Origin of the sequence: Pseudomonas sp. SJZ131, assembly GCF_007828705.1 — a bacterium.
GTDB classification, from domain to species: domain Bacteria; phylum Pseudomonadota; class Gammaproteobacteria; order Pseudomonadales; family Pseudomonadaceae; genus Aquipseudomonas; species Aquipseudomonas prosekii.
In genome coordinates, this window is the sequence record NZ_VIVC01000002.1 from 390,066 (window position 1) to 416,308 (window position 26,243).

Consider the following 26,243-nt stretch of genomic DNA (forward strand, 5'->3'; position numbering starts at 1 on the left):
CTCAAGGAGCCGGCGTCAGTGGCACCTCCGATTCAAGCATGCCGCACAGCTCGTTGAGGTACTTGAACCGCTGCGCTTGTTTACCCCAGCGATTGATAAAAAACAGCCCGTTGTCATCAATCTCGATGGGCGTTGCGACGATTCCCTCGGTTCTCGATGAATGCACCAGAAAGGTCTCTGCGGGGGAGCGGCGCTCGATCAGGTAATGCCCCGGCCGGGTCAATCGACTGCGGCTCACCGAGATAATGCGCGCAGGCGTGGCCATGCCGACGGTGCCGACCTCCAGTTTGAAGTCGCTGCGCAGTGCCCTCGTCGCCAGTGTCGCGGGGTCGGTTTCCCAGTAACCACGGTGGATGCCTTTACTCAGCGTCGGCGCGACGTCGCGGACCTGCAGGCTCACGGTGCCGAGCATTTCCGCCAGCCCTGGCACGCCAAGGTTGTTGTTGCCGTGCGCATTGCCGACGAAGGCGAGCCATTTGTGCGGGCCCCGCGCCAGTTGATCGGCTTCGATGACGCGCGAGGCAAAGTAGCTGAACATCATGTTGCGCGAGGTATTCGGATCGCTGATCCCTTTGAGGTGATAACTGGCCGTGCAGTCGAGAGCACGCACGCGCAGGCCATATTTGCCAGCGGCCTGAACCACTTGCGAGAACGTATTCGGCCCGTCGTAGAACGGCCCCATGTGCCCGGAATCGAGGTATTTCAGGTAAGCCTTGAGTTTCGGCGCCAGCCATTGGGTCTGATGAAACACATCCAGTTCGGCCTGGTGCAGATCGGTCAGCAAGTGCTCGACGTAGAGCGTTTTGAACCCGGCGTCCTTGATCTTCTTCATCTGTTTTCGGAGCAGCGCCTTGCTCGACTCATGCGCATGCGCTTCGCCGATCACCAGGCCTGGCAAGCGACTGTCGCCGATCTGTTTGATAAACGATTCGGGGGTTGTGCTTGTGGTTATCACTGGCAGCTCAGACCGGGCGAGCGCCGAGTAATCGGTAAAGAACTGTTCGGCGCGGGTTTTCAGGCTGGAGCGCAGGCGGATGAATTCGAAGAAAGTTTCGTTACGGTCCGCGCTCATCGGTGCGTAGCGGCTATCGAGGCCATGCGGTTCATCACGCAGACGCGCGACGCGTTCGCGCAGTGACGGTGAAATGTCGAATTCGCTGAAATGCTCAGTGCGCGCCACGGCTGTGACGCTGATCGGTGCCACGGGCGCGGGCGCCTTGTACGCGGTGGGCAACGTCATGCGGTAGTCGGCCTTGGCCAGCGTCTCGCCCGCCGTGTCGGCCCAGATGCCGGCGGGTTGATCGGCTGCGACGTCCTCAACGCGCAGCGCGACCGCGTCGAACAGGTCGGCGAGGCCCGGTGTTTCGGCGTAGGTGGTCAGACGAGTGGGTTCGACCAGCGCCACCCAGCGATCCTGCGGAGTGTCGGCGATGTCGGCGGCGATCACCTGATGCGAGTAGAAATTTCTCACGTTGTTGTCCCGTGGCGTGGTCGGCGAGACCTCGGCCAGCAGCAACACGTCATCCAGTTGATAAGAGGTCGAGGCGTCCAGCGCACCAATCTGCAGGCCTTTTTCCCGCGCCTTGCGCACCAAAGCGAGGTAGGAATAGGGCGCGTCCGGGGCGAAACCCAACGAGCTGTCGATCGCTTTCAGATGCTGCTCGATGTGGCGCCAGGATTTCCCCCGGTTGAGGTTTTGCAGTTTCAGATGGAAGACGTCACCGGGAATAAATTCCAGATAAAGCCGCTTGAAACCGTTGTCGATCAACGCATCCAGATTGGCAATCAACAGCTGTTTACTGGCAATCGAGCCGGGCACGGCGCCGATCACCAGAGGCTTGTTGCCGGCCAGCGCATCGCCGCCCAGCAGTTGCGCAAACGGCGTCGCGGGTTCGATGACAGGTGCGTCGGCGCGCGTCGGCAGCGGCGCCAGATCATCAAAAAAACGTTGCGCGTCGATTGCCAGCCGATCGGCTTTTTGCAGGTACACCACGCGCGCACTGCTCAGTTCCTTGGCAGCGCTGTGGAGCATTACGAAAGGAGTGTCGAAATATTGCTCGCTTTGCTCGATCAACTTGGCGCGCATTTGCGGATCCATGGCGTGCTCGATCCGTGCCCAGTATTGCTGCGGCATTCCGTAGTCGGTGTGCGGGCCGGGGGTTTCAGGCACCGGAACAAACTTTGGCCCGCCACCGGAAACTCCGCTGCGCACCAGCAGGCCCTGGGCGTTCGGTGTCGCCAGGCGTGCAGTGGAAAGCCATTGTCCGTGCGCGTCGAGGCGATACAGCAAATAGCGACCGAGCGCGTCGGGTGTTTTCGGCGCCCACAATCGCCGGCCTTCGAAAATCACCGGTCGCAGATCCAGTGCTGTCGGCGCCGCAGGTTCCAGGGCGCTGATCAGTTGCATCGCCCGTTGCGGCTCTGCTCCGGCAGTGCTCAGGCGCGGCGAACGCTTGAGCGGTTTGAGCGAACGCAGCGCCGGGCGCAGGTCGGTGAATAACGCGCCAGCGCTGTTGAGCAGATAACCGGCGAAATGCTCCAGCGCCGCCGACGTATCACCCTGGTTGTAAGCGTGCAGCGCGAGCATGGCGTCCTTGAATGCCAGCAGCAGGCCAGCGCTCAAGCTGAGGATCGGAAACGGTGCGGTGGCAATCGCGGTGACCCATTCGACACAGGTCCAGATAATTCCGCTGATCATCTGGTGGCGATTGACCGTGGTTGCGTTAACGTTGTCGATCTTGCGCTGCAACTTCATGTTGTACAGCGCGTGTCGCAGGTCGGGCACCACCGGCGCGTTGCGCGTCGGGTCATAACGCGCAGGGCTGACGCTGGTCTTGTTCAACTGCTCGGGCAGTCGGGTTTGCGCCGCGAGCAAAAACCCGCGAACCCGTGACTGCGCCTGGACGCCGACGCGTTCACTCAGATAGGCGAGCATGCCCGGCTGTTTTTTCAGCAGGTAATTGAACAACCGGGCCTCGCGAAACGTGATGCCGTCGGGGGCCTGCGGGGTGTAGAGCAGCGGCGGATTTTTAGCGTGGCTGAATAAAAACGTGTCGATCACCCATTCGCCGTCGATCATCAAGCGGTGCACTGCGTAGTTGTTACGGGTCTGCGCCGCCGTATCGCCAAGGCTGGCAATCGCCAGTTCCAGCCATTGCAGGTCAACGCCGGTGATGTGCCCTTGCAAGTGACATTCGAGCGCGGCGCCCGCCATCAGCCGCTGGGTGATCAGCAGCGTGCTGTTGCGCCGCAAGGCAAATCCTGCGCTCTCGGGACTTTGCAGTTGCGCCCGGACTTTATCGATGTAGCGCTGACCGACCCACACCCCGGTGACCGAACGCGCGACGTTTTCTGCCGTCAGCAGGCTGAGGTCGACGCCCGGCGGGCCTTTGAATTGTGCCGAGCGGGAGAATTTCTCATCGAGAAACCCCACGCCATCGGCGTAACCATCGCGATACAACTGGGTGTACGTCAGCGGTTTCGGGGTCAGGTTGCCGATGATTGCGGGCGGCGAAAACGCCCACACGGTATCTGGATCGACGTCATTGGCGGGGCGCTTCAGCAGGAGGTTCAGGCTTTTCTTGGCTTGCTCATGCAGATACGCATCAAAGTCTGGAAAACCACTGCCCGACGCCGCGTGGTCGTTGAACGTGCGCAGGATGCCTTCGGCCTCTTCATTCACTGTCGCGAGTTTTTTCCGGTTCAGTGCAGTGGTCGAGCGATACCACAGCGGCGTACTGAAATCGTAGTCATCAACGCGCGTCGCCAGCACATGTTCGGCCATGGCTTTCAGGCAATCGGCGTGGCTGCCGAGCGTGTTCAACAGCACTTCCTGGTGTTGGTCGGCGTCGGGTTTGAAACTCAGGCCCGCGAGAAACTGGCGCATGCTCTGGCGAAAACGCAGCGGCAGGCGCTGGATCAGGTAGTCAGCCATGCCGCTGCCCGTGTGGTTTTGCGCCCAGCCGAGAATGTGCAGCTGGCAAGCGAGTTCGCTGTCGAACGCCACAAAATGCCTGCCTTGCGGTGTTTCCGGCAGGCACAGCAACAAGCGTTGTACCGCGCCGCTGCTGTTTTCCAGGCGCAACAGCCACAGATCCTGAAGTTGCGCGCCATGCAGCGACAACGTGCAGGCCGTCAGTCGCCGATTGCCGCCGACTCGCAGTTGCTGGATCAGTTCAAGATCGTCTTCGCGCAGGTGACCTTGAAGAAAAGCGCTGTACGCCAAGGCATTGATGCGCCGCCCGAGCAGTTCTTCGATGGCTAGGCGCACCGGTTCGCGCGCCTGCAGTTGCGCCTGTACCTGCGCAAAGTCGACGCGCGGTTGCAGGGTTGTCAGTTGTTCAGCAAGCCACGCCGGCGTCAGATCCTGGTGTGAGGCGTGCAACGGCGCGTCGAGGTAGCTGAGCGTGGTTTTCTCGAGAAACGCCGAACCGGGCAATTCGTCGCCGGTATGCGCGCCGCGCAAGGCCAGTCCGATCAGGTTGCGCGAATGTTCATAAACGCCAAAACCGGCGACGTAGCGGCGGGTGACGACGCGCAAGTGTTGCGGTTGCAGATCTTCGATTTGCAGGTCATCGCTGAGCCGTTCCAGCCATTGATGCTGCGCCAGCGCTTGCACGTTTGCCGCCGGCCCGAGCAGGTCCAGCAGGCGTTGCCGCGCCAGATCGTACTGCGCCAGATGCAACGCCAATTCGGCGCGGCGCGCTTCACTGGCGCTGCGATACCAGTCCGGCGCGCTATGGCGCAGGCTGCGTTCGAGCAGGGCCTGGGCGTGTAATTCGCGGCGCGCGCCGAGGTCGGGCAGGGCGGCGGTAACCGCCAGGTCGAGGGCGCTGAGCAATGCCGCCGAGTCGTGCTGCGGATTGTCGTCAAGACTCAAGGCACGCTCGATATCGTTGCTGCGCTTGGCGATGAGCGTGTCGTAGAGGTGTTCAAACAATGGCTTGTCGTCAATGGCCGCCAACTGCAACGGCCAGATCCCGCCGACGTCCAAGGCCTGATAGCGCGTCGGCAGCCTGCGCATGAACTCATCGCACGCGCTGGCGTGCTGCATGCTGTGCAGCAAATGTGCGTTGAGTTCGGTCAGCGAATCGAACGCTTCGATGCCTCTGGAAAGCGTAAACAGCAGGACTTGGCCAACGCTCTGCGCGTCGAGCAAATCGGTGACGACCGGGGTGTTGTTCTCGGTAACGACGAAGGCCCCGGCCAGTTCCACGGTGTTTGCCTGATAAGTGAATTGCAGCGCATACAGACCCGGGCGCAACGCGGGCCCCAGCGTCAATTTGTCCAGCAGGCTGACGATGTGCGGGTGCAACACGCGGTCCTGCACCGCCAAACGCGCTTCATGACCGAGCGCGGTAAAACCGCCTTCGAACGTCATGAAGGATTTCGCCGGTTCGCCGTCGATGTTCTCGCGCAAGTCGAGGTCGAGCAGGGTGTTGTCGAGCGAGATTTTCAGCGCCGCCAGCAGGTTTTTGCCGGCCTCGCTGTGCAAGTCGCTGTGCTCCAGCGCCTGATAATGCGCGCGGCACTTGCGCAGAAATTGCTCACGGTGAGTGCGCAAAATACCGTTCAGACGGTCCAGATACCGTTGCTCGGCAGACGGCGGGTGTTGCGGCAACAGCGGCGTGTCGCTCTTGAGCAACTGATGGCCGATCTGGTTCAGATAGCCCTTGATGTCTTCAAAGGACGGCGCAGGTGTGGGGGTTGCTGAAGTGCTCATCGGCACGCTCCATGCGGGTGGGATAACCCTCAGCATGGAGCGGGCGAGCGCAGCGATGGCGGTACATAGTTATCGCTTTTTTCGCGCGAATCCGACGGTCGAATAAGCGGGTAGACGGTCAGCCATAGAATTCTGCGAGGAATTCTTCCCAACTGATTTCATCATCGCCATCGCGATTGACCAGGGTGAGCAGTGATTCGACAGACCCGGCAGATAAATACTGGATCATTACCAAAGTGAATTCTTCAACGCTGACACGCCCGTTGTCGTTAGCGTCGTATTCGAGAAAATCCGCTCTGGCGTTTTCCAATTGTTGCTGCGTCAAACTGCCCATGGTGATCCCGTCCTTGCGTAACAATGAGAGCGGCTGCCCTTCGGGTCACCTTAGTCATGTACACGCCGACTGGACAACTGGCATTTCTGACAGTTGCCCGGCTGGGATTGAAGTGATGCTGCACACAATCAGACTTTCGCGCTGACCTCGTTACGGTTGACCAGTACCTGCAGGGCGCCGCTCAAACTCGGCGCTTTGTCGCCAATCAGCAAGTGCCAGACGCCGCCACCCAATGGGCTCACGCCCTGACAGCCCAGCGCTTGCAACTGGCCTTGCGACAATGCCTCGCCATCCGCCAATTGCAGGCGAATCCGCGTCATCGCGATGCAGTCCATTTGCAGCACATTGTCGCCACCGCCCAGCGCCTTCAACCATTGCTGTGCTTCGGCGATTGCCAGCGGTTTTGCCGTTTCGACAGCGGCAACCGGCGCGGCGATAACTGCGCGGCCCAGCGCCGGCATCGCCAGGCGAATCTCATCGGCGATGCTGTCCGCCATCGGCCCGACCACCACTTGCAAACTGCCGCCCTTGCCGGGGCGGACCACGGCCATCGCGCCCAAGGCTTTCAGTTCGGCATCGTTGGCCAGGTTGCGATCAACCATGTCCAGGCGCAGCCGCGTGGTGCATGCGCCGACTGTGATCAGGTTGGCCGCGCCGCCCAAGGCCTGGATGTATGCTCCGGCGCGCTGATTTTCGGCGATCTGGACTTTCTCGGCGGACGCCACGTCTTCACGGCCCGGCGTCTTCAGATTGAAGCGGCGGATACAGAAGTCGAACACCACGTAATAGATCACCGCGTAAGCCAGCCCGACCGGTAGCACCAGCCAGCCATTGGTGGATTTGCCCCAGCCGAGAATCATGTCGATGAAACCGCCGGAGAAGGTAAACCCGAGGTGAATGTCGAGCAGGTTGGTCACGGCCATCGACAACCCGGTCAGCAGCGCGTGCAGCAGATAAAGCATCGGTGCGAGGAACATGAAGGCGAATTCGATCGGCTCGGTCACCCCGGTCAAAAACGAGGTCAGGGCCATCGACAGGAAAATCCCGCCCATGACTTTGCGGCGTTCCGGCAACGCGTTGCGGTACATCGCCAGGCACGCGGCGGGCAGGCCGAAGATCATCATCGGGAACATCCCGGTCATGAACTGGCCGCCCTTCGGGTCGCCGGCAAAGTAGCGCGACAGGTCGCCGGTGACCACGGCGCCGGTGGCCGGGTCGGTGAAGCTGCCGAAGATGAACCACGCCATGTTGTTGAGGATGTGGTGCAGGCCGGTGACAATCAGCAAGCGGTTGAACACGCCGAACACGAACGCGCCGAAGCTGCCGCTTTCCATCATCAATGCGCCGAAGCTGTTGATGCCTTGCTGGATCGGCGGCCAGATGTAGCCGAACACCACGCCCAACCCGACAGCCGCGAACCCGGTGACAATCGGCACAAAACGCCGACCGCCGAAGAACGCCAGGTACTCCGGCAACTTGATGTCCTTGAAGCGGTTGTACAGCGCGCCGGCCATCAAACCGCTGACGATCCCGGCGAGCATGCCCATGTTGATGCTCGCGTCCAGCACCTTCAGCGTGGAGATCATCACCAGATACCCGATCACCCCGGCCAGGCCTGCGGTGCCGTTGTTGTCCTTGGCGAACCCGACGGCGATGCCGATGGCAAAGATCATCGCCAGGTTGGCGAAAATCACTTGGCCGGCGTCATGGATGATCGCGATGTTCAGCAGATCGGTGTCGCCCAGACGCAGCAACAGCCCGGCGATTGGCAGGATTGCAATCGGCAACATCAGCGCGCGGCCGAGGCGTTGCAAGCCTTCGATAAAGTATTGGTACATGGCGGTTCTCCGTGGATTCTTTTTGTTGTTCAGCGCAGCGGCCAATGTTGCTGGCAGGCCTGACGCACCGCCGCCGCGCTGCGCAACTTCAGCAGGTCATGGCTGAGGCGTTGGCAGGCGCTGGCGTCGAGGTGGCGCACGCGGTCCTTGATTTCACCGATCTGCAGCGGGCTCACCGACAACTCGCGCACCCCCAGACCGATCAACACCGGCGTGGCCAGCGGATCGGACGCGAGCGCGCCGCACACCCCGACCCAACGTTGATGCACCGCCGCGCCGGCGCAGGTCTGCGCAATCAGACGCAGCAGCGCCGGGTGCAAGGCATCGACGCGCGAGGCGAGGCCAGCGTGGTCGCGGTCCATGGCCAAGGTGTATTGCGACAGATCGTTGGTGCCGATCGACAAGAAGTCCGCGTGTTCGGCCAGTTGCTCGGCGAGCAACGCGGCGGCCGGCACTTCGATCATCACGCCGAGTTCGGGCCGTTCGGTCACTTGCAGCTCGGCGCACAGCGCGTCGAGGCGTTGGCGAATGTGCAGCAACTCGTCGACTTCGGTGACCATCGGCAAGAGGATCCGGCAGCGTGACAAAGGGCTGACGCTGAGCAGCGCGCGCAGTTGTAGATCGAGCAATTCCGGGCGCACCTGCGCCAGACGAATACCGCGCAGGCCCAGCACCGGGTTGGCTTCGGCGGGCAGTGGCAGATAGTCGAGTTGCTTGTCGCCGCCGACGTCGATGGTGCGGATGATCACCGGTTTGTCGCCCATCGCATCGAGCACGGCTTGATAGGCCTGGCGTTGTTCCTGTTGGTCCGGCGCGGTGTGGCGATCGACGAAGAGGAACTCGGTGCGCAGCAGGCCGACGCCATCGGCGCCATTGGCCAGCGCATCGGCGGCTTCGGCGCTGGACGCGACATTCGCCGCGATTTCGATGTGGACGCCGTCGAGGGTCAACGCGTTGCCATGCGCTTGCGATTGTTGCAACGCGCGACGTTGCTGCTGTTCGAGTTGCGCTTGCTGCACTTCGGCCAGGCGTTGACTGCTCGGCGTCAGTTCGAGGCGCCCGCCGTCGGCATCCAGCACCACCGATTGGCCCTGTTGCTGTTCGAGTAGCGCCGAACTAAGCGCCACCAGACACGGCAGACCTTTGCCCCGCGCCAGAATCGCCACGTGCGAGGTCGCGCCGCCCGCCGCCATGCACAATCCGCCGACGCCTTGCTGGCTCAGGTGCAGCAAGTCGGACGGGGTCAATTCATGTGCGGCAACAATCGCGCCGTGGGGGATTTCGTAGTGCCAGGTTTCCCCGAGCAAGGCGCGCAGCACCCGTTGCTTGAGGTCGCGCAGATCGTTGGCGCGCTCGGCTAATAATGGGCTGCCGAGCTGTTGCAGTACCGCGCATTGCGCATCGATGGACTCACTCCAGGCGTGGGTCGCGGCGCTGCCACAGGTGATCGATTGCGCGGCAGCGTCGAGCAGCGCCGGGTCTTCGAGCAGCGCCAGATGCGCGGCGAAAATCGCTTGTTCGTCGGTGTTGCGCTGTTTTCTGGCGAGCGCCAAGGTCTGCTCGATATCGCTGCGCACATGGCTCAGGGCGGCATCGAGGGCGTGGCGTTGTTGCTCGGGATCGTGATTGCCAGCATCGACCGGCAAGCTGATCGCGTTCAACCGAAACAGCGGCCCGGCGACCAATCCCGGCGCGGCGCAAACGCCGTGCAGCACACCCTTTTCAGCCGGGCGCTGCGGGGCGGTAATCGGCGTGGGCGCGGCGGCCGCATGACTGTCTTCGGCCAGCGCGGTGGACAGCGCTTGCAGCAAGGCTTGCAAAGCGGCTTGCGCGTCCGGGCCGTGGCTGCTGACTTTGACTTCCTGCTGCTCGCCGACCGCCAGGCTCATCAGCCCGATCAAGCTGTCGCAGGACGCCGATTTGCCGGAGAAATGCAGCTGCGATTTGCTCTGGAAACCTTGCGCGGTCTGCCGAATCAACGCCGCCGGGCGAGCGTGCAAACCACCGCGATGGGCGATTCGAATATGCCCGTGAACCTCGATCCCGCTGATCTCGATTTCGCTCGCCACCTCTTGGGTCACCCGACGCACGATGTGCAGCAGCGGGTCGCCGACCTTGACCGATTTCAAGGTGATTGGCCGCGCCTGAAATTCTTCGCTGTTGGTCAGGATCAGCAGGCTGACGAGGCTTTTGCATTGCAGCGCAACTTTGTCCACGTCATAACGCAACAACGCCTGGCCATTGGCGACGCGCGCGCCTTCTTCGACCAGTACCGCGAAGCCTTCGCCCTGCAATTCGACAGTGTCGAGGCCCAAATGCAGGAGCAATTCGGCGCCGTTGTCGGCGCGCAAGGTGATCGCGTGACCCGTGCGGGCGATGTGCATCACCACACCGGCGCACGGGGCGTAGAGGGTGTCGTTGAGCGGGTCGATGGCGATCCCGTCACCCATCGCGCCGCTGGCGAACACCGGGTCCGGAACATTGGCGAGCGTGAGCACCGGGCCGCTGAGCGGGGCGCTGAGGGTCAGCTCTTTATTATTGTTGTCGGGCATGGCTCGGTCTCATCAGTAAACAATTCGGTTCGGATCAGCTGGTTTTGTGTGAACGCGGTGCTTTTGTGGGAGCTGGGCTTTTGTAGGCTCCACACTTTTGTAGGAGCTGGGGTTTTTGTGGGCTCCACACTTTTGTAGTAGCTGGGCTTTTGAAGAGCTGGGCTTTTGTGGGAGCCGAGCTTGCTCGCGATGGCGTCGGTGAATCCGATGCATTTCCTGCGACCGAAATACCGTCTTCGCGAGCAAGCTTTGCTCCCACAAGTTGTTGCAAAAGGTTCAACAGGTTCAACAGGTTCAACAGGTTCAGCTGCTTCAGTGCGTACGCGTGACTTTGCTCAGGTGCCGTGGCTGGTCCGGGTCCATGCCTCTAGCGACCGCCAATCCGGCAGCCATCACATAAAAACTCTGAATCGCCAAAATCGGATCAAGCGCCGGATGCTCGGCACGGGTCAGGGTCAGGTCGCGTTCGCTGACGTCATCCGGCGCCGCCAGCAATACGCGGGCGCCGCGTTGGCGCATGTCGGCGGCCAGGCTCAGCAGGCCGGCCTGTTCGGCGCCGCGCGGGGCGAACACCAGCAGCGGGTATTGCTCGCCGATCAACGCCATCGGGCCGTGACGCACTTCGGCGCTGCTGAACGCCTCAGCCTGGATCGCCGAGGTTTCCTTGAACTTCAACGCGGCTTCCTGGGCGATGGCAAAACCGGCGCCACGGCCGATCACCATCAACCGTTCGCAATCGCGCAATGCGTCGATGGCCGGGCGCCAATCCTGCTGCGCCGCTTCGCGCAAACCTTGCGGCAGTGCAGTGCCGGCTTCGAGCAATTCGAGGTCTTCTTTCCAATGCGCGATCAACCGCGCGCTGGCGCTGAGGGTGGCGATAAAACTCTTGGTCGCGGCGACGCTGCTTTCGGTGCCCGCCAACAGCGGCAGGCTGAATTCACACGCCGCTTCCAGAGGTGAATCGGCGGCATTGACCAGTGCAATGCTCAGCGCCCCGCGTTTGCGCAACAGCCGCAGACTGTTGACCAGATCCGGACTTTGCCCCGACTGCGAAAACGCGAACGCGACCTGACCGCTGACCTTCAACGGCGCTTGCTGCATGGTCACCACCGACATCGGCAACGACGCCACCGGAATCCCCAATTGCTGCATGGTCAGGTAGGCGAAATAACTCGCGGCGTGGTCGGAGCTGCCGCGCGCGACGGTCATCGCCACTTGCGGCGGCTGACGGCGCAGACGCCCGGCAATCTCGATCATCTGCGGGTCGAGTTGCTGCAATTGAGCCTGCACGGCCTCGGACGAGGACAGCGCCTCTTCAAGCATTTTTGAAGTCAATGTCTTCTCCTTCGACCATCACGGCGGTCAATGTCAGTGAGCGGTCCAGACGCACGCAGTCGGCCCACGCGCCGGGTTGCAGGCGCCCGCGCTCGGTGATGCCGAGGTAGTCGGCGGGGAATTGCGAAAGACGTTGCGAGGCCTCGGCAATCGGCAAACCGATCCTCACCAGGTTGCGCAGCGCCTGATCCATGGTCAGCGTGCTGCCGGCCAAAGTGCCGTCGGCGAGGCGCACGCCGCCCAGACATTTGGTCACGGTGTGGCTGCCGAGTTTGTATTCACCGTCCGGCATTCCCGCCGCAGCGGTCGAGTCGGTGACGCAATACAGGCACGGGATCGAGCGCAACGCGACGCGCATGGCGCCGGGGTGCACGTGCAGCAAATCGGGAATCAATTCGGCGTATTTCGCGTGGGCCAGCGCCGCGCCGACGATCCCCGGTTCGCGGTGATGCAGCGGGCTCATGGCGTTATACAGGTGGGTGAAACTGCTGGCGCCGGCCTCCAGCGCGGCGACGCCTTCCTCGTAACTGCCGAGGGTGTGGCCGATTTGCATGCGCACGCCGCGCGCACTGAGCGCGCGGATCAAGCCGTCGTGGCCGGCGATTTCCGGGGCGATAGTGATCACCCGAATCGGCGCCAGTGCGAGGTATTCCTCGACTTCGGCCATCAACGCGGTGTGGGCGAAATTCGGTTGCGCGCCGAGTTTGCCGGGGTTGATGTACGGTCCTTCGAGGTGCACGCCGAGCACGCGGGCGCTGTTTTTCGGGCGCTGCTCGCAGAACTCGCCGACGGCTTTGAGCACGCTGGAAATCTCTGCGCTGGGCGCGGTCATGGTCGTCGCCAACAGCGACGTGGTGCCGAAACGCACGTGGGTTTTGGTGATGGTTTCGAAGGCTGTCGCGCCTTCCATGATGTCTTTGCCGCCGCCGCCGTGAACATGCAGGTCGATGAAACCCGGCAGCAGGTAAGGCAAGTCGTTGTCCGCCGGATCGCAGGGCACGCCTTCGATGGACACGACTTTGCCGTGTTGGTGAATCAGCCGGCCGCGAACCCAGCCGTGGGCGGTGAGGATGTTGTCTTCGGACATTTCGGTTCTCGCTGTTTGGCGACTTCGCCCGGTTTAGCGGCGCAGCTCTGCCACAAAGTCGTAGTAGTCGTTGCGGCAATAGGTGTCGGTGACTTCGATGGGCGTGTTGTCTTCCAGGTAGCCGACCCGGGTCATCAGCAACATCGCGGTGCCCGGCGCGATGCCGACCAGCGCGGCGAACTCGTCCGAGGCATTGATCGCCTGAATGTGCTGCAAGGCACGAACGATCGGTTTGCCGATGCCATCAAGGAATTCGTAGAGGGAATCGCCCACGGCTTGCGGCTTGGGAATGATCGAGGCGGGCAGGGTGCTCATCTCGATTGCCATCACCGTGTCATCGGCTTTGCGCAAACGCTTGAGCCGCGCCACTTTGTCGTTGGGCGAGAGGCCGAGGCGGATCAGTTCTTCGTGGGTCGGCGGGGTGATTTCGCGCTCCAGCCACTGCGAGCCGGGGACAAAACCTTTCAAGCGGAGCATCTCGCTGAACCCGGAGAGGCGCGACAGTGGTTGTTCGAGGCGCGGGGTGATGAAAGTGCCGGAACCCTGATTGCGCCGGATCAGGCCTTGATCGAACAACACTTCCAGTGCCTTGCGGGCGGTAACGCGAGAAATGCCCAGCAATTCGCTGAGGCTGCGCTCGGACGGCATCGCCTGCTCGGCTTTCCACTGGCCGGCATGGATCGCCGCTTCCAGATTGCGCGCCAGTTGCAGGTACAACGGCGTCGGCTGAGAGTCGTCAGGACGTAGGGCCTGGATGTCATTCATGTAGGCAGTTTTCCGATGCGGATGTTGGATTTTTGTCGCCCGGTGGTGGGACGAAAACTAATACCACTTGCATACCATGTCAATCAGACCACTTGGCTCGACAGGCAATGAAATCGGGGCTTTCAGACGCGTAGGTAGGGTGCTGGTTTGAAGTGGTATTACAGCGGGGGATTTTGCGGGCTAAGTTCGCAGCCTGCGGTAATGCTTGCACAGGCAAGTGGTATCTCCACTGCCGGCGCTGCCGAGTGCTGCATTTTTTTGATTTATTTTGCGAAGGGCGACCGGAGGTAGCGTTCAGGCTCTTTGTTTGAGCTGACACACAACTCTGTGGCGAGGGGGTTTACCCCCGTTGCACTGCGCAGCAGTGCCAAATGTTGCCGCGCAGGTTTCATCGACAAACCGCGTGTGCTGACTTCACGACTGCTGCGCAGCCGGACGGGGGTAAACCCCCTCGCCACACGGATCTCAGGAAGAACGGATGCAAAAAGCTACGGGCGGATCTCGATCATCGTGCCATCCGGCACCAGTCCCCAGACTTCGCGCATGTCCATGTTGCGCATGGCGATGCAGCCATCGGTCCAGTCCAAGGTGTGAAAGAGGTTTTCCGGGTAGTCGTAGGTATCCGGCGTGCCGTGAATCATGATCATGCCGCCCGGCGGTACGCCTTCGCGGCGCGAGCGCTCGGTGTCGTCGCGGTTGGGGTAGGAGATGTGCATCGCCAGGTTGAAGCGGTCACTGACCTTGCGCCAGTCCACCCAATAAAAGCCTTCCGGGGTGCGCTTGTCGCCCTCCATCAGCTTCGCGCCACGCGGCTGTTTTCCCAGCGAGATGCGGTAAGTACGCAACGGCTGGCCGTCGGCGATCAGTTGCAGTTGATGGGCCGATTTGAGCACCAGCACTTTATCGATGGTCTTGCCGTCCAGGGTGACCGTGGTGGAGGCCTGGGAAACGACAACAAACGACAGGCAAAACAAGGCAAGCAACCAGCGCATTGAAACGATATCCCTAGAGGTGTCGCGACATGATTAAGTTATAGACGGCTAATTCAAAGCTGCTTTGCGCGCAGACGCTTAAGTGATGGCAGCTTGCGCGAGCGGTGGGATCGACTCGGAACGCACCGGGTAGACCTCGGTCTGCCGGTCCGCGAAAAAGCATTCTAAGGTACGGCCCACGGTGCGGAAAGCCAGGTCGGACCAAGGGATGTCAGCCTCTTCAAAAAGCTGCACTTCGAGGCTTTCCGGGCCGGCGGAAAAGTCCAGGTCGACCAGCTCGGCGCGGAAGAACACGTGCACCTGGCTGATGTGCGGCACGTCGATCAAGGTATAGATGCTCAATTCGCGCACGCGGGCGCAGGCTTCTTCGGCGGTTTCGCGCACGGCGGCTTGCTCGATGGTCTCGCCGTTTTCCATGAAACCGGCGGGCAGCGTCCAGTAACCGAGTCGCGGCTCGATGGCGCGGCGGCACAGCAACACTTTTGAACCCCAGGTGGCGACGCAACCGGCGACGATATTGGGATTCTGATAGTGAATGGTCTGACAGCTGTCGCAGACAAATCGCAGGCGCGAATCGCCTTCGGGAATACGCTGGGTGACCGGGTTACCGCACTGGCTGCAAAATTTCATGCTTGGGTTCCTGGAGGCTGCGCCTATCTTGGCGTGCGGCGGTGGCAGTCGGCAAGTTGTCGTTTCACGACATGGCGCAGTTCGGGGGTTGGGCGGTCGGTTCGATTGGTGCATGATGCGAGGTAGCCAACAGATCGAGAGCACTCATGCTGGACGAGCTACTTCATCGGGTAAGCAACCACACGCCAACAACGCTGGAGACCGACAAGCGTTTCCCCGAAGCCGCGGTGCTGGTGCCGATCACCCGCAGCGACGAACCGGAACTGGTCCTGACTCTGCGCGCCAGCGGGCTCTCGACCCATGGCGGCGAAGTGGCTTTTCCCGGCGGGCGGCGTGACCCCGAAGACCCTGACCTGATATTCACCGCGCTGCGTGAAGCCGAAGAAGAAATCGGCCTGCCGCCGGGGCTGGTCGAAGTGATCGGCCCGCTCAGCCCGCTGATTTCGCTGCACGGCATCAAAGTCACGCCTTACGTCGGGGTGATCCCCGATTACGTTGAATACCTGGCCAACGATGCCGAGATCGCTGCGGTGTTCAGCGTGCCGCTGGAGTTCTTTCGCAAGGACCCGCGCGAACACACGCACCGCATCGATTACCAGGGCCGCAGTTGGTACGTGCCGAGTTATCGCTACGGCGAGTACAAGATCTGGGGTTTGACCGCGATCATGATCGTCGAATTGATCAACCTGCTGTACGACGCCGACATCAGCCTGCACCGTCCGCCGAAAAGCTTTATCAATACCTGAATCAATACCTGAAAGTGCACCCGCGGCTGCCTGAGCCTTGAGGATAACGAGATGAAATACCGCTTGGGCGATGCCCGTGTCGAAACCCATCCACAGAGCTGGGTCGCGCCTAATGCCGTGCTGGTGGGCAAGGTCAAACTGGAAGAGGGCGCCAACGTCTGGTTCAACGCCGTGTTGCGCGGCGACAACGAACTGATCCTGATCGGCAAGAACAGCAACGTCCAGGACGGCACGGTGATGCACACCGACATGGGCTATCCGCTGACCATCGGCACCGGCGTGACCATCGGCCACAACGCCATGCTCCACGGCTGCAGCGTCGGCGATTACAGCTTGATCGGCATCAACGCGGTGATTCTCAACGGCGCGAAAATCGGCAAGAACTGCATCATCGGCGCCAACTCGCTGATCGGCGAAGGCAAGGAAATCCCCGACGGTTCGCTGGTCATGGGTTCGCCGGGCAAAGTGGTGCGCGAACTCACCGAGCCACAGAAGAAAATGCTCGAAGCCAGCGCCGCGCACTATGTGCACAACTCACAGCGTTACGCGCGCGATCTGGTCGAGCAGGAAGAATGAACGCCACGGAACGGCCGGTAATGTCGCCGTGCGTGAGCATTTGTGCGCTGGATGAGGATGACATTTGCACCGGTTGCCAGCGCACGGTCGAAGAGATCACGCGCTGGAGCCGGATGGACAACGACGAGCGGCGCAAGGTGTTGGGGTTGTGTCATGAGCGGGCCAAGTCCAGCGGGTTGATCTGGATGTTGCCTTCGAAATCCTGATTCGGCTTGAGATCGACCCCTCACCCTAACCCTCTCCCCGGGGGGGAGAGGGGACTGACCGAGGTGTTCCTGGAGTTACATCGACCTGGAAGACTGTGCCGAACTCAGGTTTCGGAGAAGACTTCGCCGTATTCAGGTTCTGGAAAAGACTGCGCCGCACTCAGGTTCCGGAAAAGCGGCTCTGGATTGAGCCGAGCACCCGAAAGCACCGAAGATCGGCTCCCTTTCCCCTCTCCCCACTGGGGAGAGGGGGCTGACCGAGGTGTTCCTGGAGTTACATCGACCTGAAAGACTGTTACGAATTCAGCTTCCGGAACAGCGGCTTCGGATTGAACCGAGCACCCGAAAACAACGAAGATCAGCTCCCTTTCCCCTCTCCCCACTGGGGAGAGGGCTGGGGTGAGGGGTGGCTCTCGAAGTCCGGCAACGATCTCAACATTTCCCTCCCTTGGCCCGACCTCACTCCCTGAAGTACCCTGTGCGCCAATTTCCCAGGTCGACCCCATGATTTTCCTGATTTCCTACATCAGCAGCGTCGTGCTGATCAACTACGCCTTTTCCACCGCGCCGCACCTCGACATCATCTGGTCGGCGTGGGGCGGCCTGGTGTTCGTGCTGCGCGACATGGTGCAGACCCGTTTCGGTCACGGCGCCATCGCCGCGATGCTGGCGGCGCTGGTGTTGTCCTACGTCACCTCCGATCCATCGATTGCGCTGGCCAGCGCCACCGCATTCGCGGTGTCTGAGTGCATTGACTGGCTGGTATTCAGCATTACCAAACGGCCGTTGCACGATCGCTTGTGGATAAGTTCGGCGCTGAGCATCCCGCTCGATACCTTCATCTTTTTCGGCATGATCGACGCGTTCACCCCAGGCGTGATCCTCACCGCAATGGGCTCCAAGTTCGCCGGCGTCACCGCCGTGTGGCTGATCATGGCGTGGCGCCTGCGCAAACAGGCCGTCGCCGGCTGAAGCCAAACCCTCTGGTTCATGTAAAATGCCGCGCTTTCTCCCCATGGGAAGCGCGCCCGGCGTCGCGACCCTCGATGATCCGCTTCTTTGAGGACCTGAGATGACCCGTATCGGAACTCCATTGTCGCCAACCGCGACCCGCGTAATGCTCTGTGGCTGTGGCGAGTTGGGCAAGGAAGTGGTGATCGAGCTGCAACGCCTGGGCGTTGAGGTGATTGCCGTCGATCGCTACGCCGACGCGCCGGCCATGCAAGTCGCGCATCGCAGCCACGTGATCAACATGCTCGACGGCGCCGCCCTGCGTGCGGTGATCGAAGCCGAGAAACCGCACTTCATCGTGCCGGAAATCGAAGCCATCGCTACCGCTACCCTGGTCGAACTGGAAGCCGAAGGCTTCACCGTGATCCCGACCGCGCGCGCCACCTCGCTGACCATGAACCGCGAAGGCATCCGTCGCTTGGCCGCCGAAGAGCTGGACCTGCCGACCTCGCCGTACCATTTCGCCGACACATTCGAGGACTACAGCAAGGCTGTCCAAGACCTCGGTTTCCCGTGTGTGGTCAAACCGGTGATGAGTTCATCGGGCAAGGGCCAGAGTCTGTTGCGCAGCGCCGATGATGTGAAAACCGCGTGGGATTACGCCCAGGAAGGCGGGCGCGCCGGTAAAGGTCGGGTGATCGTCGAAGGGTTTATCGATTTCGACTACGAAATCACCTTGCTCACCGTGCGCCACATTGGCGGCACCACGTTCTGCGCGCCGGTCGGTCACCGTCAGGAAAAGGGCGATTACCAGGAATCCTGGCAGCCGCAAGCCATGAGCCCGATTGCCCTGGCAGAATCCGAGCGCGTTGCCAAAGCCGTGACCGAGGCCTTGGGTGGCCGGGGTCTGTTTGGCGTCGAGTTGTTCATCAAGGGGGATCAGGTGTGGTTCAGCGAAGTTTCGCCGCGTCCGCATGACACCGGTCTGGTGACATTGATTTCTCAGGACCTGTCGCAGTTCGCGCTGCACGCACGGGCGATTCTGGGCTTGCCGATTCCGTTGATTCGTCAGTTCGGGCCATCGGCTTCGGCGGTGATTCTGGTGGAAGGGCAGTCGACCCAGACCGCTTTCAGCAATCTGGGCGCGGCACTCAGCGAGCCGGACACGGCGTTGCGTTTGTTCGGCAAGCCTGAAGTCAATGGCCAGCGCCGGATGGGCGTGGCGTTGGCGCGCGATGAGTCGATTGAAGCGGCTCGCGCCAAAGCGACCCGTGCTTCGAAGGCTGTTGTGGTAGAGCTGTAACCGAGGCTCGGCTATCGCGAGCAGGCTCACTCCCACATTGAATCGCGTTCTTTCTGACAGAACGCGGTCCCCTTGTGGGAGTGAGCCTGCTCGCGATGCTCTTGCTTTTTAAGCCACCCGATTCAAATCGTTATTACGCGTCTCTTTCAAGCACAGCACCGCAATCAAACTCAGCACCGCCGCCCCCGACACATACCCGCCGACGTAGCTCAAACCGCCCATCGCCACCAGTTTCTGCGCAAAGAACGGCGCCGCCGAGGCCCCGACAATACCGCCGAGGTTGTAGGCCGCTGACGCCCCGGTATAACGCACATGCGTTGGAAACAGCTCCGGCAGCAGCGCACCCATCGGCGCAAACGTTACGCCCATCAGAAACAGTTCGATGCACAAGAACAGCGCCACGCCCCAGGTCGAACCCTGCGTCAGCAACGGCTCCATCAGGAAACCCGACAAAACCGCCAGCACGCCGCCGATGATCAACACCGGTTTGCGCCCATAACGGTCACTGGCCAGCGCTGACAACGGCGTTGCGGCGGCCATGAACAGCACCGCAAAACACAGCAGCGCGAGGAAGGTTTCGCGGGTGTAGCCGAGGGTCGATACGCCGTAACTCAGCGAAAACACCGTCGAGATATAAAACAGCGCGTAGCACACCACCATCGATCCGGCACCCAGCAACATCGGCGCCCAGTACTGGCTGAACAGCTCGACCAGCGGAATCTTCACCCTCTCCTGACGCGCCATGGCGTTGGCGAACACTGGGGTTTCGTGGAGTTTCAGGCGCACGTACAGGCCGACCATCACCAGCGCCGCGCTCAGCAGAAACGGAATGCGCCAGCCCCACGCGCGGAACTGCTCGTCGCTGAGGGTCATGGCCAGCGTCAGGAACAGGCCGTTGGCCGCAAGGAAACCAATCGACGGCCCAAGCTGCGGAAACATGCCGAACCAGGCGCGTTTGCCTTTCGGCGCATTCTCGGTCGCCAGCAACGCCGCGCCGCCCCATTCACCGCCCAAACCCAGGCCTTGGCCGAAGCGCAGCACACACAACAGGATCGGCGCCCAGGCGCCAATGCTGTCGTAACCCGGCAACACGCCGATCAGCGTCGTACACACGCCCATCAACAGCAGCGAGGCGACCAGCGTCGATTTGCGCCCGATGCGATCACCGAAATGGCCGAACAGCGCCGAGCCCAGCGGTCGCGCGAGAAACGCGATGCCGAAGGTGAGAAACGCCGAAAGCATTTGCGCGGTGCCGGAGGTCTGCGGAAAGAACACCGGCCCGATCACCAGCGCGGCGGCGGTAGCGTAGACGTAGAAGTCGTAGAACTCGATGGCGGTGCCGATGAAACTCGCAGTGGCCACGCGGGTGGCGGAGTTTGTCGGCGGGGCAGGCGTGGTGTCGCTATAAGCGGTGCTGGTGGTCATGCGGTGATCCCTGACAGTCATGCTCCAGTGGAGCGAATTATTATGGTCGAACACCCAGGGATGTGGGTTTGCAGCAGGGTGCGGGTAGCACAGGGTAGGGCGGGGCTTGGGTAAGCGGATTCGATTATAGGAAGGTGGCTAATGATCGAACAAGAGGCTTGGATTGGAGAGGTGAATGCGCAGGAGTACAGAGGACCCTGTGGGAGCGAGTTTGCTCGCGATAGCGGTCTGACATTCAACGGCTATGTTGACTGAAAGATTGCCATCGCGAGCAAGCTCGCTCCCACAGGTGCTGCGTCTGTCAGTTCTTGGCCAGCGCTGGGGCCGAGCTGGTGTGCCAGATCAGCACGCGGCTGACGCGGTTGTCTTCGGTCTCGAGAATTTCCAGCCGATAACGGCCGATCTTCAGGCACACCGCGCAGTCCGGAATCGTCTCCAGCGCCTCGGTGACCAAGCCGTTAAGGGTTTTCGGCCCGTCGCTGGGCAGGTGCCAACCGAGGCTTTTATTCAGATCACGAATCGACGCTGCGCCATCAATCATCAAACAGCCGTCGGCCTGTGGATGAATGTGCGGGTTGTCGAGGCTGTGCTCGCTTTCGAACTCGCCGACGATTTCTTCGAGAATGTCTTCCAGCGTCACGATGCCAAGCACTTCGCCATACTCGTCGACCACCATGCCCAGGCGTCGCTGCTGCTTGTGAAAGTTCAGCAACTGCAATTGCAGCGGCGTGCTTTCCGGGACGAAATACGGTTCGTGGCAGGCTGCCTGCAAGGCTTCCAGGGTCAGGCTCGCATCCGCCAGCAAATGGCGGATCTGCCGAGTATTGAGCACCGCTTCGACCTGGTTGATGTCGCTGTGGAATACCGGCAAACGCGTGCGCCGGTTGCTGCGCAGTTGCTCGATGATTTCTTCGAGCGAGTCGTCGAGGTTGATCCCGTCGACGTCACTGCGCGGCACCAGAATGTCGTTGACCGTGATGTTGTCCAGCGCATGAATACCCGACAACGGATGCGGGCGGGTCGAAGCGTGTTCGTGTTCTTCGTGGCGATCGGTCGGCGCCTCGTCTTCGCTTTTTTGCACCACTTTCGCTTTGCGGGCGAACGGGCGCGTCAGCAATTGACTGAAGGCGTTGAGCAGCCACGCGGCGGGGTAGACCAGTTTCAGCGGGGTGCCGAGCAACGTATTGCCCAGTGAGAGGATCGCGTCCGGGTAACGCACGGCCAAGTTGCGCGGCAGGTATTCGGCGAACACCAGCAACAGCACGCAAACGCCGAGGCAAGCGGCCCACGGACCGTTTTCGGCGAAAGTGAAAATCGCCAGCAAAGTGCTGATGATGATGGCCAGCACGCGGCACAAGGTGTTGCAGAAGATCAGGCTGTTGAGCGCGAAGCTCAGCTTCGCCACCGGTTTGTCTCTGGAGCGCGACGCCACGCGCTGCGCCAGCAAATGCTGTTGCGCGACTTCGATGGCGGTAAACAGCCCCGACCACAAAATCAGCAGGGCAATCACCGCCAGCATCGGCCCTATGGGCAAGTCGTCCATTATTGCCGCCCGTCAGATGTGCAGAATGTATTCACGAACCAGCTTGCTGCCGAAATAGGCCAGCATCAGCAGGCAAAAACCGGCGAGGGTCCAGCGGATCGCCTTGTGCCCGCGCCAGCCGAGGCGGTTACGCCCCCACAGCAACACGCTGAACACAATCCACGCCAGACAGGCCAGCAGGGTTTTGTGCACTAGGTGTTGGGCGAACAGGTTCTCGACGAACAGCCAACCGGAAATCAGCGACAGCGACAGCAGGGTCCAACCGGCCCAGAGGAAGCCGAACAGCAGGCTTTCCATGGTTTGCAGCGGTGGGAAATTCTTGATCAGCCCGGACGGATGCTTGTGCTTGAGTTGGTGATCTTGCACCAGCAGCAGCAACGCTTGGAACACCGCGATGGTGAACATGCCGTAGGCGAGGATCGACAACAGAATGTGCGCGAGGATGCCGGGCTCTTCGTCGATCACCTGCACGGTGCCGGCGGGGGCGAATTGCGCCAGCAGCACAGTGGCCATCCCCAACGGAAACAGCAGCACCAAGAGGTTTTCCACCGGAATTCGCGAGCAGGCCAGCAGCGTCAGGGCGATCACCGCTGCGGCGATCAGACTGGCGGCGCTGAAAAAGTCCAGGCCCAGGCCGATCGGCGTCAGCAAATGGGTCAGCAGGCTGGCGCTATGAGCCAGCACCGCGAGCACGCCAAGCGTGACCAGCAGGCGTTTGTTCGCCTTGGCGCCAGTGGCCAGACGAGTGCCCTGATAGAGAGTCGCAGCGGCATATAAGCAGGCGGCGGCGAGGGTGGTGAGCAAACTGGGTGACAAGGGGAGCATAAATCCTGTTAGGCAAGCCCGAAAGGCGCTGAGTTTGGCATAGAACCCACTTCACACGAAAGACCATACAAGCTGACAGCGAGGTGTCCGCCAGACGCAGTCTTCGCTATAATCCGCGACCTGCCCACGCCGCAGGCTCGCCGAGCACATGTTTACTCCGGTCTGGGCCGCCATTATCCCGGTCTGTACAGGGCCTGAAAGGATCGCGCAATGTTTGAAAACTTAACCGACCGTCTCTCGCAGACGCTGCGCCATGTCACCGGCAAGGCCAAGCTGACTGAAGACAACATCAAAGACACCCTGCGTGAAGTGCGCATGGCGTTGCTCGAAGCCGACGTCGCCCTGCCGGTGGTCAAGGACTTCGTCAATTCGGTCAAGGAACGCGCCGTCGGCACCGAAGTGTCGCGCAGCCTGACGCCGGGCCAGGCCTTCGTGAAAATCGTCCAGGCCGAACTCGAAAGCCTGATGGGCGCGGCCAACGAAGACCTGAACCTGAGCGCCGTTCCACCTGCCGTCGTGTTGATGGCCGGTTTGCAGGGCGCGGGTAAAACCACCACCGCCGGCAAACTCGCGCGCTTCCTCAAAGAGCGCAAGAAGAAGACCGTCATGGTCGTGTCCGCTGACGTTTACCGTCCGGCGGCGATCAAACAGCTGGAAATGCTTGCCGGGGAAGTCGGCGTTACCTTCTTCCCATCCGACCTGAGCCAGAAGCCGGTCGAGATCGCGCAAGCCGCTATTAAAGAAGCAAAGCTGAAATTCATCGACGTGGTCATCGTCGATACCGCCGGTCGTCTGCACATCGACGAAGAGATGATGGGCGAGATCAAGGCATTGCACGCCGCGATCAACCCGGTCGAAACGCTGTTCGTGGTCGATGCCATGACCGGCCAGGACGCCGCCAACACGGCCAAGGCCTTTGGCGACGCATTGCCGCTGACTGGCGTGATCCTGACCAAGGTCGACGGTGATGCCCGTGGCGGTGCCGCGCTGTCGGTCCGCGCCATCACCGGCAAGCCGATCAAGTTCATCGGTATGGGCGAAAAGAGCGAAGCGCTCGAACCGTTCCACCCCGAGCGTATTGCTTCGCGCATCCTCGGCATGGGCGACGTGCTCAGCCTGATCGAGCAGGCCGAACAGACGCTCGACAAGGACAAGGCCGACAAACTGGCCAAGAAGCTGAAGAAGGGCAAGGGCTTCGACCTCGAAGACTTCCGCGATCAGCTGCAACAAATGAAGAACATGGGCGGCCTCGGCGGGCTCATGGACAAACTGCCGAACATCGGCGGCGTCAACCTGTCGCAAATGGGCAATGCCCAAGGCGCGGCGGAGAAGCAATTCAAGCAGATGGAAGCCATCATCAATTCCATGACCCCGGCCGAGCGCCGCGACCCTGAGCTGATCAGCGGTTCGCGCAAACGCCGGATCGCCATGGGTTCCGGCACCCAGGTGCAGGACATCGGTCGCTTGATCAAGCAACACAAGCAGATGCAGAAGATGATGAAGAAATTTTCCGCGAAAGGCGGAATGGCCAAAATGATGCGCGGCATGGGCGGTATGCTGCCCGGCGGCGGCATGCCGAAAATGTAAAGAATTCGAGCCTGGGCTTGCCTTGGCTCCGACCCACAGGGATGTGGGATCTCCAGTAAACCCGCCATTGGCGGGAGCTGACTCGCCGTTTTCAACGACGGCTCTATAGCAAATCTTGATGGCGACTGAAAGGCCGCCGGAAAAAGTCATTTGCAAAAGTCCGGATATTCCTTAGAATATGCGGCCTTTCGGGCACCTATGCCCGCTGTGCCTTTAGATTTGCAGCACCGACTACAGGAACGATGTTCACATGCTAACAATCCGTCTTGCCCTTGGCGGCTCCAAAAAGCGCCCGTTTTACCACTTGACCGTAACCGACAGCCGCAACCCGCGCGACGGTTCGCACAAGGAACAGGTTGGTTTCTTCAACCCTGTTGCTCGTGGTCAAGAAGTCCGTCTGTCCGTGAACCAAGAGCGCGTAGCCTACTGGCTGAGCGTTGGTGCACAACCTTCTGAGCGTGTTGCTCAGTTGTTGAAGGACTCGGCTAAGGCTGCGGCCTGAGCAATATGAACGCGACGCCTGCTGTTGCTGATGATTTGATCGTTATCGGCAAAATCTACTCTGTTCATGGCGTTCGCGGCGAAGTGAAGGTGTATTCCTTTACTGATCCGACTGAAAACCTGTTGCAGTACAAAACCTGGACGCTCAAGCGCGAAGGCAATGTGAAACAGGTTGAGCTGGTCAGTGGACGCGGGAACGACAAGTTCCTGGTCGCAAAGCTCAAGGGTCTCGATGATCGTGAAGAAGCTCGTCTTCTGGCCGGTTATGAGATCTGCGTGCCGCGCAACCTGTTCCCTGAATTGACCGACGGCGAGTACTACTGGTACCAGCTCGAAGGTCTGAAGGTCATTGACCAACTCGGGCAATTGCTCGGGAAGATCGATCATCTTCTGGAAACCGGCGCCAATGATGTAATGGTGGTCAAGCCTTGCGCAGGCAGCCTGGATGATCGCGAGCGCCTGTTGCCCTATACGGAGCAATGCGTGTTGGCCGTCGACCTTGCCGCAGGCGAGATGAAGGTGGAATGGGATGCGGACTTCTAAGCGTGGCTAATTTGCGCGTGGAAGTGATCAGTTTGTTTCCCGAGATGTTCTCCGCCATCAGCGAGTACGGCATCACCAGTCGTGCGGTGAAACAGGGGCTGTTGCAGCTCACCTGTTGGAATCCGCGAGACTACACGACGGATCGACATCACACTGTGGACGATCGCCCATTTGGCGGTGGCCCGGGCATGGTGATGAAGATCAAACCCCTGGAAGATGCTCTGGTTCAGGCCAAGGCAGCAGCCGGGGAGGCGGCGAAGGTGATTTACCTGTCCCCCCAAGGCCGTCAACTGAATCAGTCGGCGGTACGCGAGTTGGCGAATCTGGATGCATTGATCCTGATTGCCGGCCGTTATGAAGGCATTGACGAGCGTTTTATTGAAGCTCATGTCGATGAAGAGTGGTCGATTGGCGACTATGTACTGTCTGGCGGCGAGCTGCCGGCGATGGTCCTGATCGATGCGGTTACACGACTGCTGCCTGGAGCTTTAGGGCATGCGGACTCCGCCGAGGAAGATTCCTTTACGGATGGTTTGCTGGATTGCCCGCACTACACCCGACCGGAGGTGTATGCGGATCAGCGTGTTCCCGACGTATTGCTAAGTGGCAATCACGCGCATATCCGGCGTTGGCGTTTACAGCAGTCCCTTGGTAGGACCTTTGAACGACGCGCCGATCTTCTGGAAAGCCGCTCGCTTTCTGGAGAAGAGAAGAAGCTGCTCGAGGAATACATCCGCGAGCGGGACGATAGTTAACAACGTATCGATGGTAAATCCGACGAT

Annotated in this window: 21 protein-coding genes; 9 read left to right on the forward strand and 12 right to left on the reverse strand. The window is 60.9% G+C overall.

Annotated elements, in window-relative coordinates; translation table 11 throughout:
• Position 1: 1 nt before the first annotated feature.
• The 9 genes from FBY12_RS08625 to FBY12_RS08665 all read right to left on the reverse strand — a co-directional run bounded on the left by FBY12_RS08625 (position 2) and on the right by FBY12_RS08665 (position 15,255).
• Positions 2-5,722, reverse strand: a complete 5,721-nt coding sequence (locus tag FBY12_RS08625) for a membrane-targeted effector domain-containing toxin (RefSeq protein WP_145252614.1) — start codon at positions 5,720-5,722, stop codon at positions 2-4.
• 118 nt (positions 5,723-5,840) lie between these two features.
• Positions 5,841-6,056 (reverse strand): EF-hand domain-containing protein, encoded by a 216-nt coding sequence (locus FBY12_RS08630; RefSeq protein ID WP_121733022.1) that lies wholly within the window; start codon positions 6,054-6,056, stop codon positions 5,841-5,843.
• Between the two features lie 128 nt (positions 6,057-6,184).
• The gene (gene nagE, locus FBY12_RS08635; protein WP_145252615.1) at positions 6,185-7,894 is read right to left on the reverse strand and encodes an N-acetylglucosamine-specific PTS transporter subunit IIBC; all 1,710 of its coding nucleotides are present in this window, start codon (positions 7,892-7,894) and stop codon (positions 6,185-6,187) included.
• A gap of 29 nt (positions 7,895-7,923) precedes the next feature.
• A complete protein-coding gene (gene ptsP / locus FBY12_RS08640) occupies positions 7,924-10,446 on the reverse strand; it encodes a phosphoenolpyruvate--protein phosphotransferase (protein WP_145252616.1) in 2,523 nt (840 codons plus the stop codon).
• Between the two features lie 312 nt (positions 10,447-10,758).
• Positions 10,759-11,781 (reverse strand): SIS domain-containing protein, encoded by a 1,023-nt coding sequence (locus FBY12_RS08645; RefSeq protein ID WP_145252617.1) that lies wholly within the window; start codon positions 11,779-11,781, stop codon positions 10,759-10,761.
• A complete protein-coding gene (gene nagA, locus FBY12_RS08650; RefSeq protein WP_145252618.1) occupies positions 11,762-12,868 on the reverse strand; it encodes an N-acetylglucosamine-6-phosphate deacetylase in 1,107 nt (368 codons plus the stop codon). The genes FBY12_RS08645 and nagA overlap by 20 nt, the downstream gene beginning before the upstream one ends.
• 33 nt (positions 12,869-12,901) lie before the next feature.
• The gene (locus tag FBY12_RS08655; RefSeq protein ID WP_092272830.1) at positions 12,902-13,633 is read right to left on the reverse strand and encodes a GntR family transcriptional regulator; all 732 of its coding nucleotides are present in this window, start codon (positions 13,631-13,633) and stop codon (positions 12,902-12,904) included.
• 488 nt (positions 13,634-14,121) lie between these two features.
• The gene (locus FBY12_RS08660; protein ID WP_092272827.1) at positions 14,122-14,625 is read right to left on the reverse strand and encodes a murein L,D-transpeptidase family protein; all 504 of its coding nucleotides are present in this window, start codon (positions 14,623-14,625) and stop codon (positions 14,122-14,124) included.
• A gap of 78 nt (positions 14,626-14,703) precedes the next feature.
• A complete protein-coding gene (locus tag FBY12_RS08665; protein WP_092272824.1) occupies positions 14,704-15,255 on the reverse strand; it encodes an NUDIX hydrolase in 552 nt (183 codons plus the stop codon).
• A gap of 146 nt (positions 15,256-15,401) precedes the next feature.
• Between FBY12_RS08665 and FBY12_RS08670 the strand changes: the two genes are divergently transcribed.
• From FBY12_RS08670 to purT, 5 genes are all read left to right on the forward strand, one after another.
• Entirely contained in the window at positions 15,402-16,001 is a 600-nt protein-coding gene (locus FBY12_RS08670) for a CoA pyrophosphatase (RefSeq protein WP_121733027.1), read from the forward strand.
• A 51-nt stretch (positions 16,002-16,052) separates the two neighbouring features.
• The gene (locus FBY12_RS08675; protein WP_092272818.1) at positions 16,053-16,577 is read left to right on the forward strand and encodes a gamma carbonic anhydrase family protein; all 525 of its coding nucleotides are present in this window, start codon (positions 16,053-16,055) and stop codon (positions 16,575-16,577) included.
• Positions 16,574-16,783, forward strand: coding sequence for a DUF1289 domain-containing protein (locus tag FBY12_RS08680; RefSeq protein ID WP_121733029.1), 210 nt, complete (start codon positions 16,574-16,576; stop codon positions 16,781-16,783). Before FBY12_RS08675 ends, FBY12_RS08680 begins: the two co-directional genes overlap by 4 nt.
• A 504-nt stretch (positions 16,784-17,287) precedes the next feature.
• Complete coding sequence (locus tag FBY12_RS08685) at positions 17,288-17,755, forward strand: VUT family protein (RefSeq protein ID WP_145252619.1); 468 nt, start codon at positions 17,288-17,290, stop codon at positions 17,753-17,755.
• A 100-nt stretch (positions 17,756-17,855) separates the two neighbouring features.
• The gene (gene purT / locus FBY12_RS08690; protein ID WP_145252620.1) at positions 17,856-19,037 is read left to right on the forward strand and encodes a formate-dependent phosphoribosylglycinamide formyltransferase; all 1,182 of its coding nucleotides are present in this window, start codon (positions 17,856-17,858) and stop codon (positions 19,035-19,037) included.
• Positions 19,038-19,145: 108 nt separating this feature from the next.
• On the opposite strand, the gene FBY12_RS08695 is transcribed toward purT, so the two are convergent.
• From FBY12_RS08695 to FBY12_RS08705, 3 genes are all read right to left on the reverse strand, one after another.
• Positions 19,146-20,462, reverse strand: a complete 1,317-nt coding sequence (locus tag FBY12_RS08695) for an MFS transporter (RefSeq protein ID WP_092272805.1) — start codon at positions 20,460-20,462, stop codon at positions 19,146-19,148.
• Between the two features lie 301 nt (positions 20,463-20,763).
• Positions 20,764-22,005 carry an HlyC/CorC family transporter gene (locus tag FBY12_RS08700; protein ID WP_145252621.1) on the reverse strand — a complete coding sequence of 414 codons (1,242 nt, stop codon included), beginning with the start codon at positions 22,003-22,005 and terminating at the stop codon, positions 20,764-20,766.
• Between the two features lie 12 nt (positions 22,006-22,017).
• On the reverse strand, positions 22,018-22,830 hold the full coding sequence (locus FBY12_RS08705; protein WP_101207568.1) for an inner membrane protein YpjD: 813 nt from the start codon (positions 22,828-22,830) through the stop codon (positions 22,018-22,020).
• 210 nt (positions 22,831-23,040) lie between these two features.
• Here FBY12_RS08705 and ffh point away from each other — a divergent pair, with 210 nt between their 5' ends.
• The 4 genes from ffh to trmD all read left to right on the forward strand — a co-directional run bounded on the left by ffh (position 23,041) and on the right by trmD (position 26,216).
• The gene (ffh, locus tag FBY12_RS08710; RefSeq protein ID WP_101207567.1) at positions 23,041-24,417 is read left to right on the forward strand and encodes a signal recognition particle protein; all 1,377 of its coding nucleotides are present in this window, start codon (positions 23,041-23,043) and stop codon (positions 24,415-24,417) included.
• A 250-nt stretch (positions 24,418-24,667) separates the two neighbouring features.
• Positions 24,668-24,919 carry a 30S ribosomal protein S16 gene (rpsP, locus tag FBY12_RS08715; protein WP_045059142.1) on the forward strand — a complete coding sequence of 84 codons (252 nt, stop codon included), beginning with the start codon at positions 24,668-24,670 and terminating at the stop codon, positions 24,917-24,919.
• Between the two features lie 5 nt (positions 24,920-24,924).
• Entirely contained in the window at positions 24,925-25,461 is a 537-nt protein-coding gene (gene rimM / locus FBY12_RS08720) for a ribosome maturation factor RimM (protein ID WP_008014731.1), read from the forward strand.
• Positions 25,443-26,216: a tRNA (guanosine(37)-N1)-methyltransferase TrmD gene (gene trmD, locus FBY12_RS08725; RefSeq protein ID WP_178111736.1), complete on the forward strand. Its 774-nt coding sequence runs from the start codon at positions 25,443-25,445 to the stop codon at positions 26,214-26,216. Before rimM ends, trmD begins: the two co-directional genes overlap by 19 nt.
• Positions 26,217-26,243 lie beyond the last annotated feature (27 nt).

What these genes read in the sequence shown, in the direction of transcription:
- FBY12_RS08675 (WP_092272818.1), top strand. Translation starts at nt 16,053, where the DNA reads ATGAAATACCGCTTGGGCGATGCCCGTGTCGAAACCCATCCACAGAGC.
- ptsP (WP_145252616.1), bottom strand. Translation starts at nt 10,446, where the DNA reads ATGCCCGACAACAATAATAAAGAGCTGACCCTCAGCGCCCCGCTCAGC.
- FBY12_RS08685 (WP_145252619.1), top strand. Translation starts at nt 17,288, where the DNA reads ATGATTTTCCTGATTTCCTACATCAGCAGCGTCGTGCTGATCAACTAC.
- purT (WP_145252620.1), top strand. Translation starts at nt 17,856, where the DNA reads ATGACCCGTATCGGAACTCCATTGTCGCCAACCGCGACCCGCGTAATG.
- FBY12_RS08665 (WP_092272824.1), bottom strand. Translation starts at nt 15,255, where the DNA reads ATGAAATTTTGCAGCCAGTGCGGTAACCCGGTCACCCAGCGTATTCCC.
- trmD (WP_178111736.1), top strand. Translation starts at nt 25,443, where the DNA reads ATGGGATGCGGACTTCTAAGCGTGGCTAATTTGCGCGTGGAAGTGATC.
- FBY12_RS08670 (WP_121733027.1), top strand. Translation starts at nt 15,402, where the DNA reads ATGCTGGACGAGCTACTTCATCGGGTAAGCAACCACACGCCAACAACG.
- nagA (WP_145252618.1), bottom strand. Translation starts at nt 12,868, where the DNA reads ATGTCCGAAGACAACATCCTCACCGCCCACGGCTGGGTTCGCGGCCGG.
- rpsP (WP_045059142.1), top strand. Translation starts at nt 24,668, where the DNA reads ATGCTAACAATCCGTCTTGCCCTTGGCGGCTCCAAAAAGCGCCCGTTT.
- FBY12_RS08655 (WP_092272830.1), bottom strand. Translation starts at nt 13,633, where the DNA reads ATGAATGACATCCAGGCCCTACGTCCTGACGACTCTCAGCCGACGCCG.
- FBY12_RS08680 (WP_121733029.1), top strand. Translation starts at nt 16,574, where the DNA reads ATGAACGCCACGGAACGGCCGGTAATGTCGCCGTGCGTGAGCATTTGT.
- FBY12_RS08660 (WP_092272827.1), bottom strand. Translation starts at nt 14,625, where the DNA reads ATGCGCTGGTTGCTTGCCTTGTTTTGCCTGTCGTTTGTTGTCGTTTCC.
- nagE (WP_145252615.1), bottom strand. Translation starts at nt 7,894, where the DNA reads ATGTACCAATACTTTATCGAAGGCTTGCAACGCCTCGGCCGCGCGCTG.
- rimM (WP_008014731.1), top strand. Translation starts at nt 24,925, where the DNA reads ATGAACGCGACGCCTGCTGTTGCTGATGATTTGATCGTTATCGGCAAA.
- FBY12_RS08695 (WP_092272805.1), bottom strand. Translation starts at nt 20,462, where the DNA reads ATGACCACCAGCACCGCTTATAGCGACACCACGCCTGCCCCGCCGACA.
- FBY12_RS08700 (WP_145252621.1), bottom strand. Translation starts at nt 22,005, where the DNA reads ATGGACGACTTGCCCATAGGGCCGATGCTGGCGGTGATTGCCCTGCTG.
- FBY12_RS08630 (WP_121733022.1), bottom strand. Translation starts at nt 6,056, where the DNA reads ATGGGCAGTTTGACGCAGCAACAATTGGAAAACGCCAGAGCGGATTTT.
- FBY12_RS08625 (WP_145252614.1), bottom strand. Translation starts at nt 5,722, where the DNA reads ATGAGCACTTCAGCAACCCCCACACCTGCGCCGTCCTTTGAAGACATC.
- FBY12_RS08705 (WP_101207568.1), bottom strand. Translation starts at nt 22,830, where the DNA reads ATGCTCCCCTTGTCACCCAGTTTGCTCACCACCCTCGCCGCCGCCTGC.
- ffh (WP_101207567.1), top strand. Translation starts at nt 23,041, where the DNA reads ATGTTTGAAAACTTAACCGACCGTCTCTCGCAGACGCTGCGCCATGTC.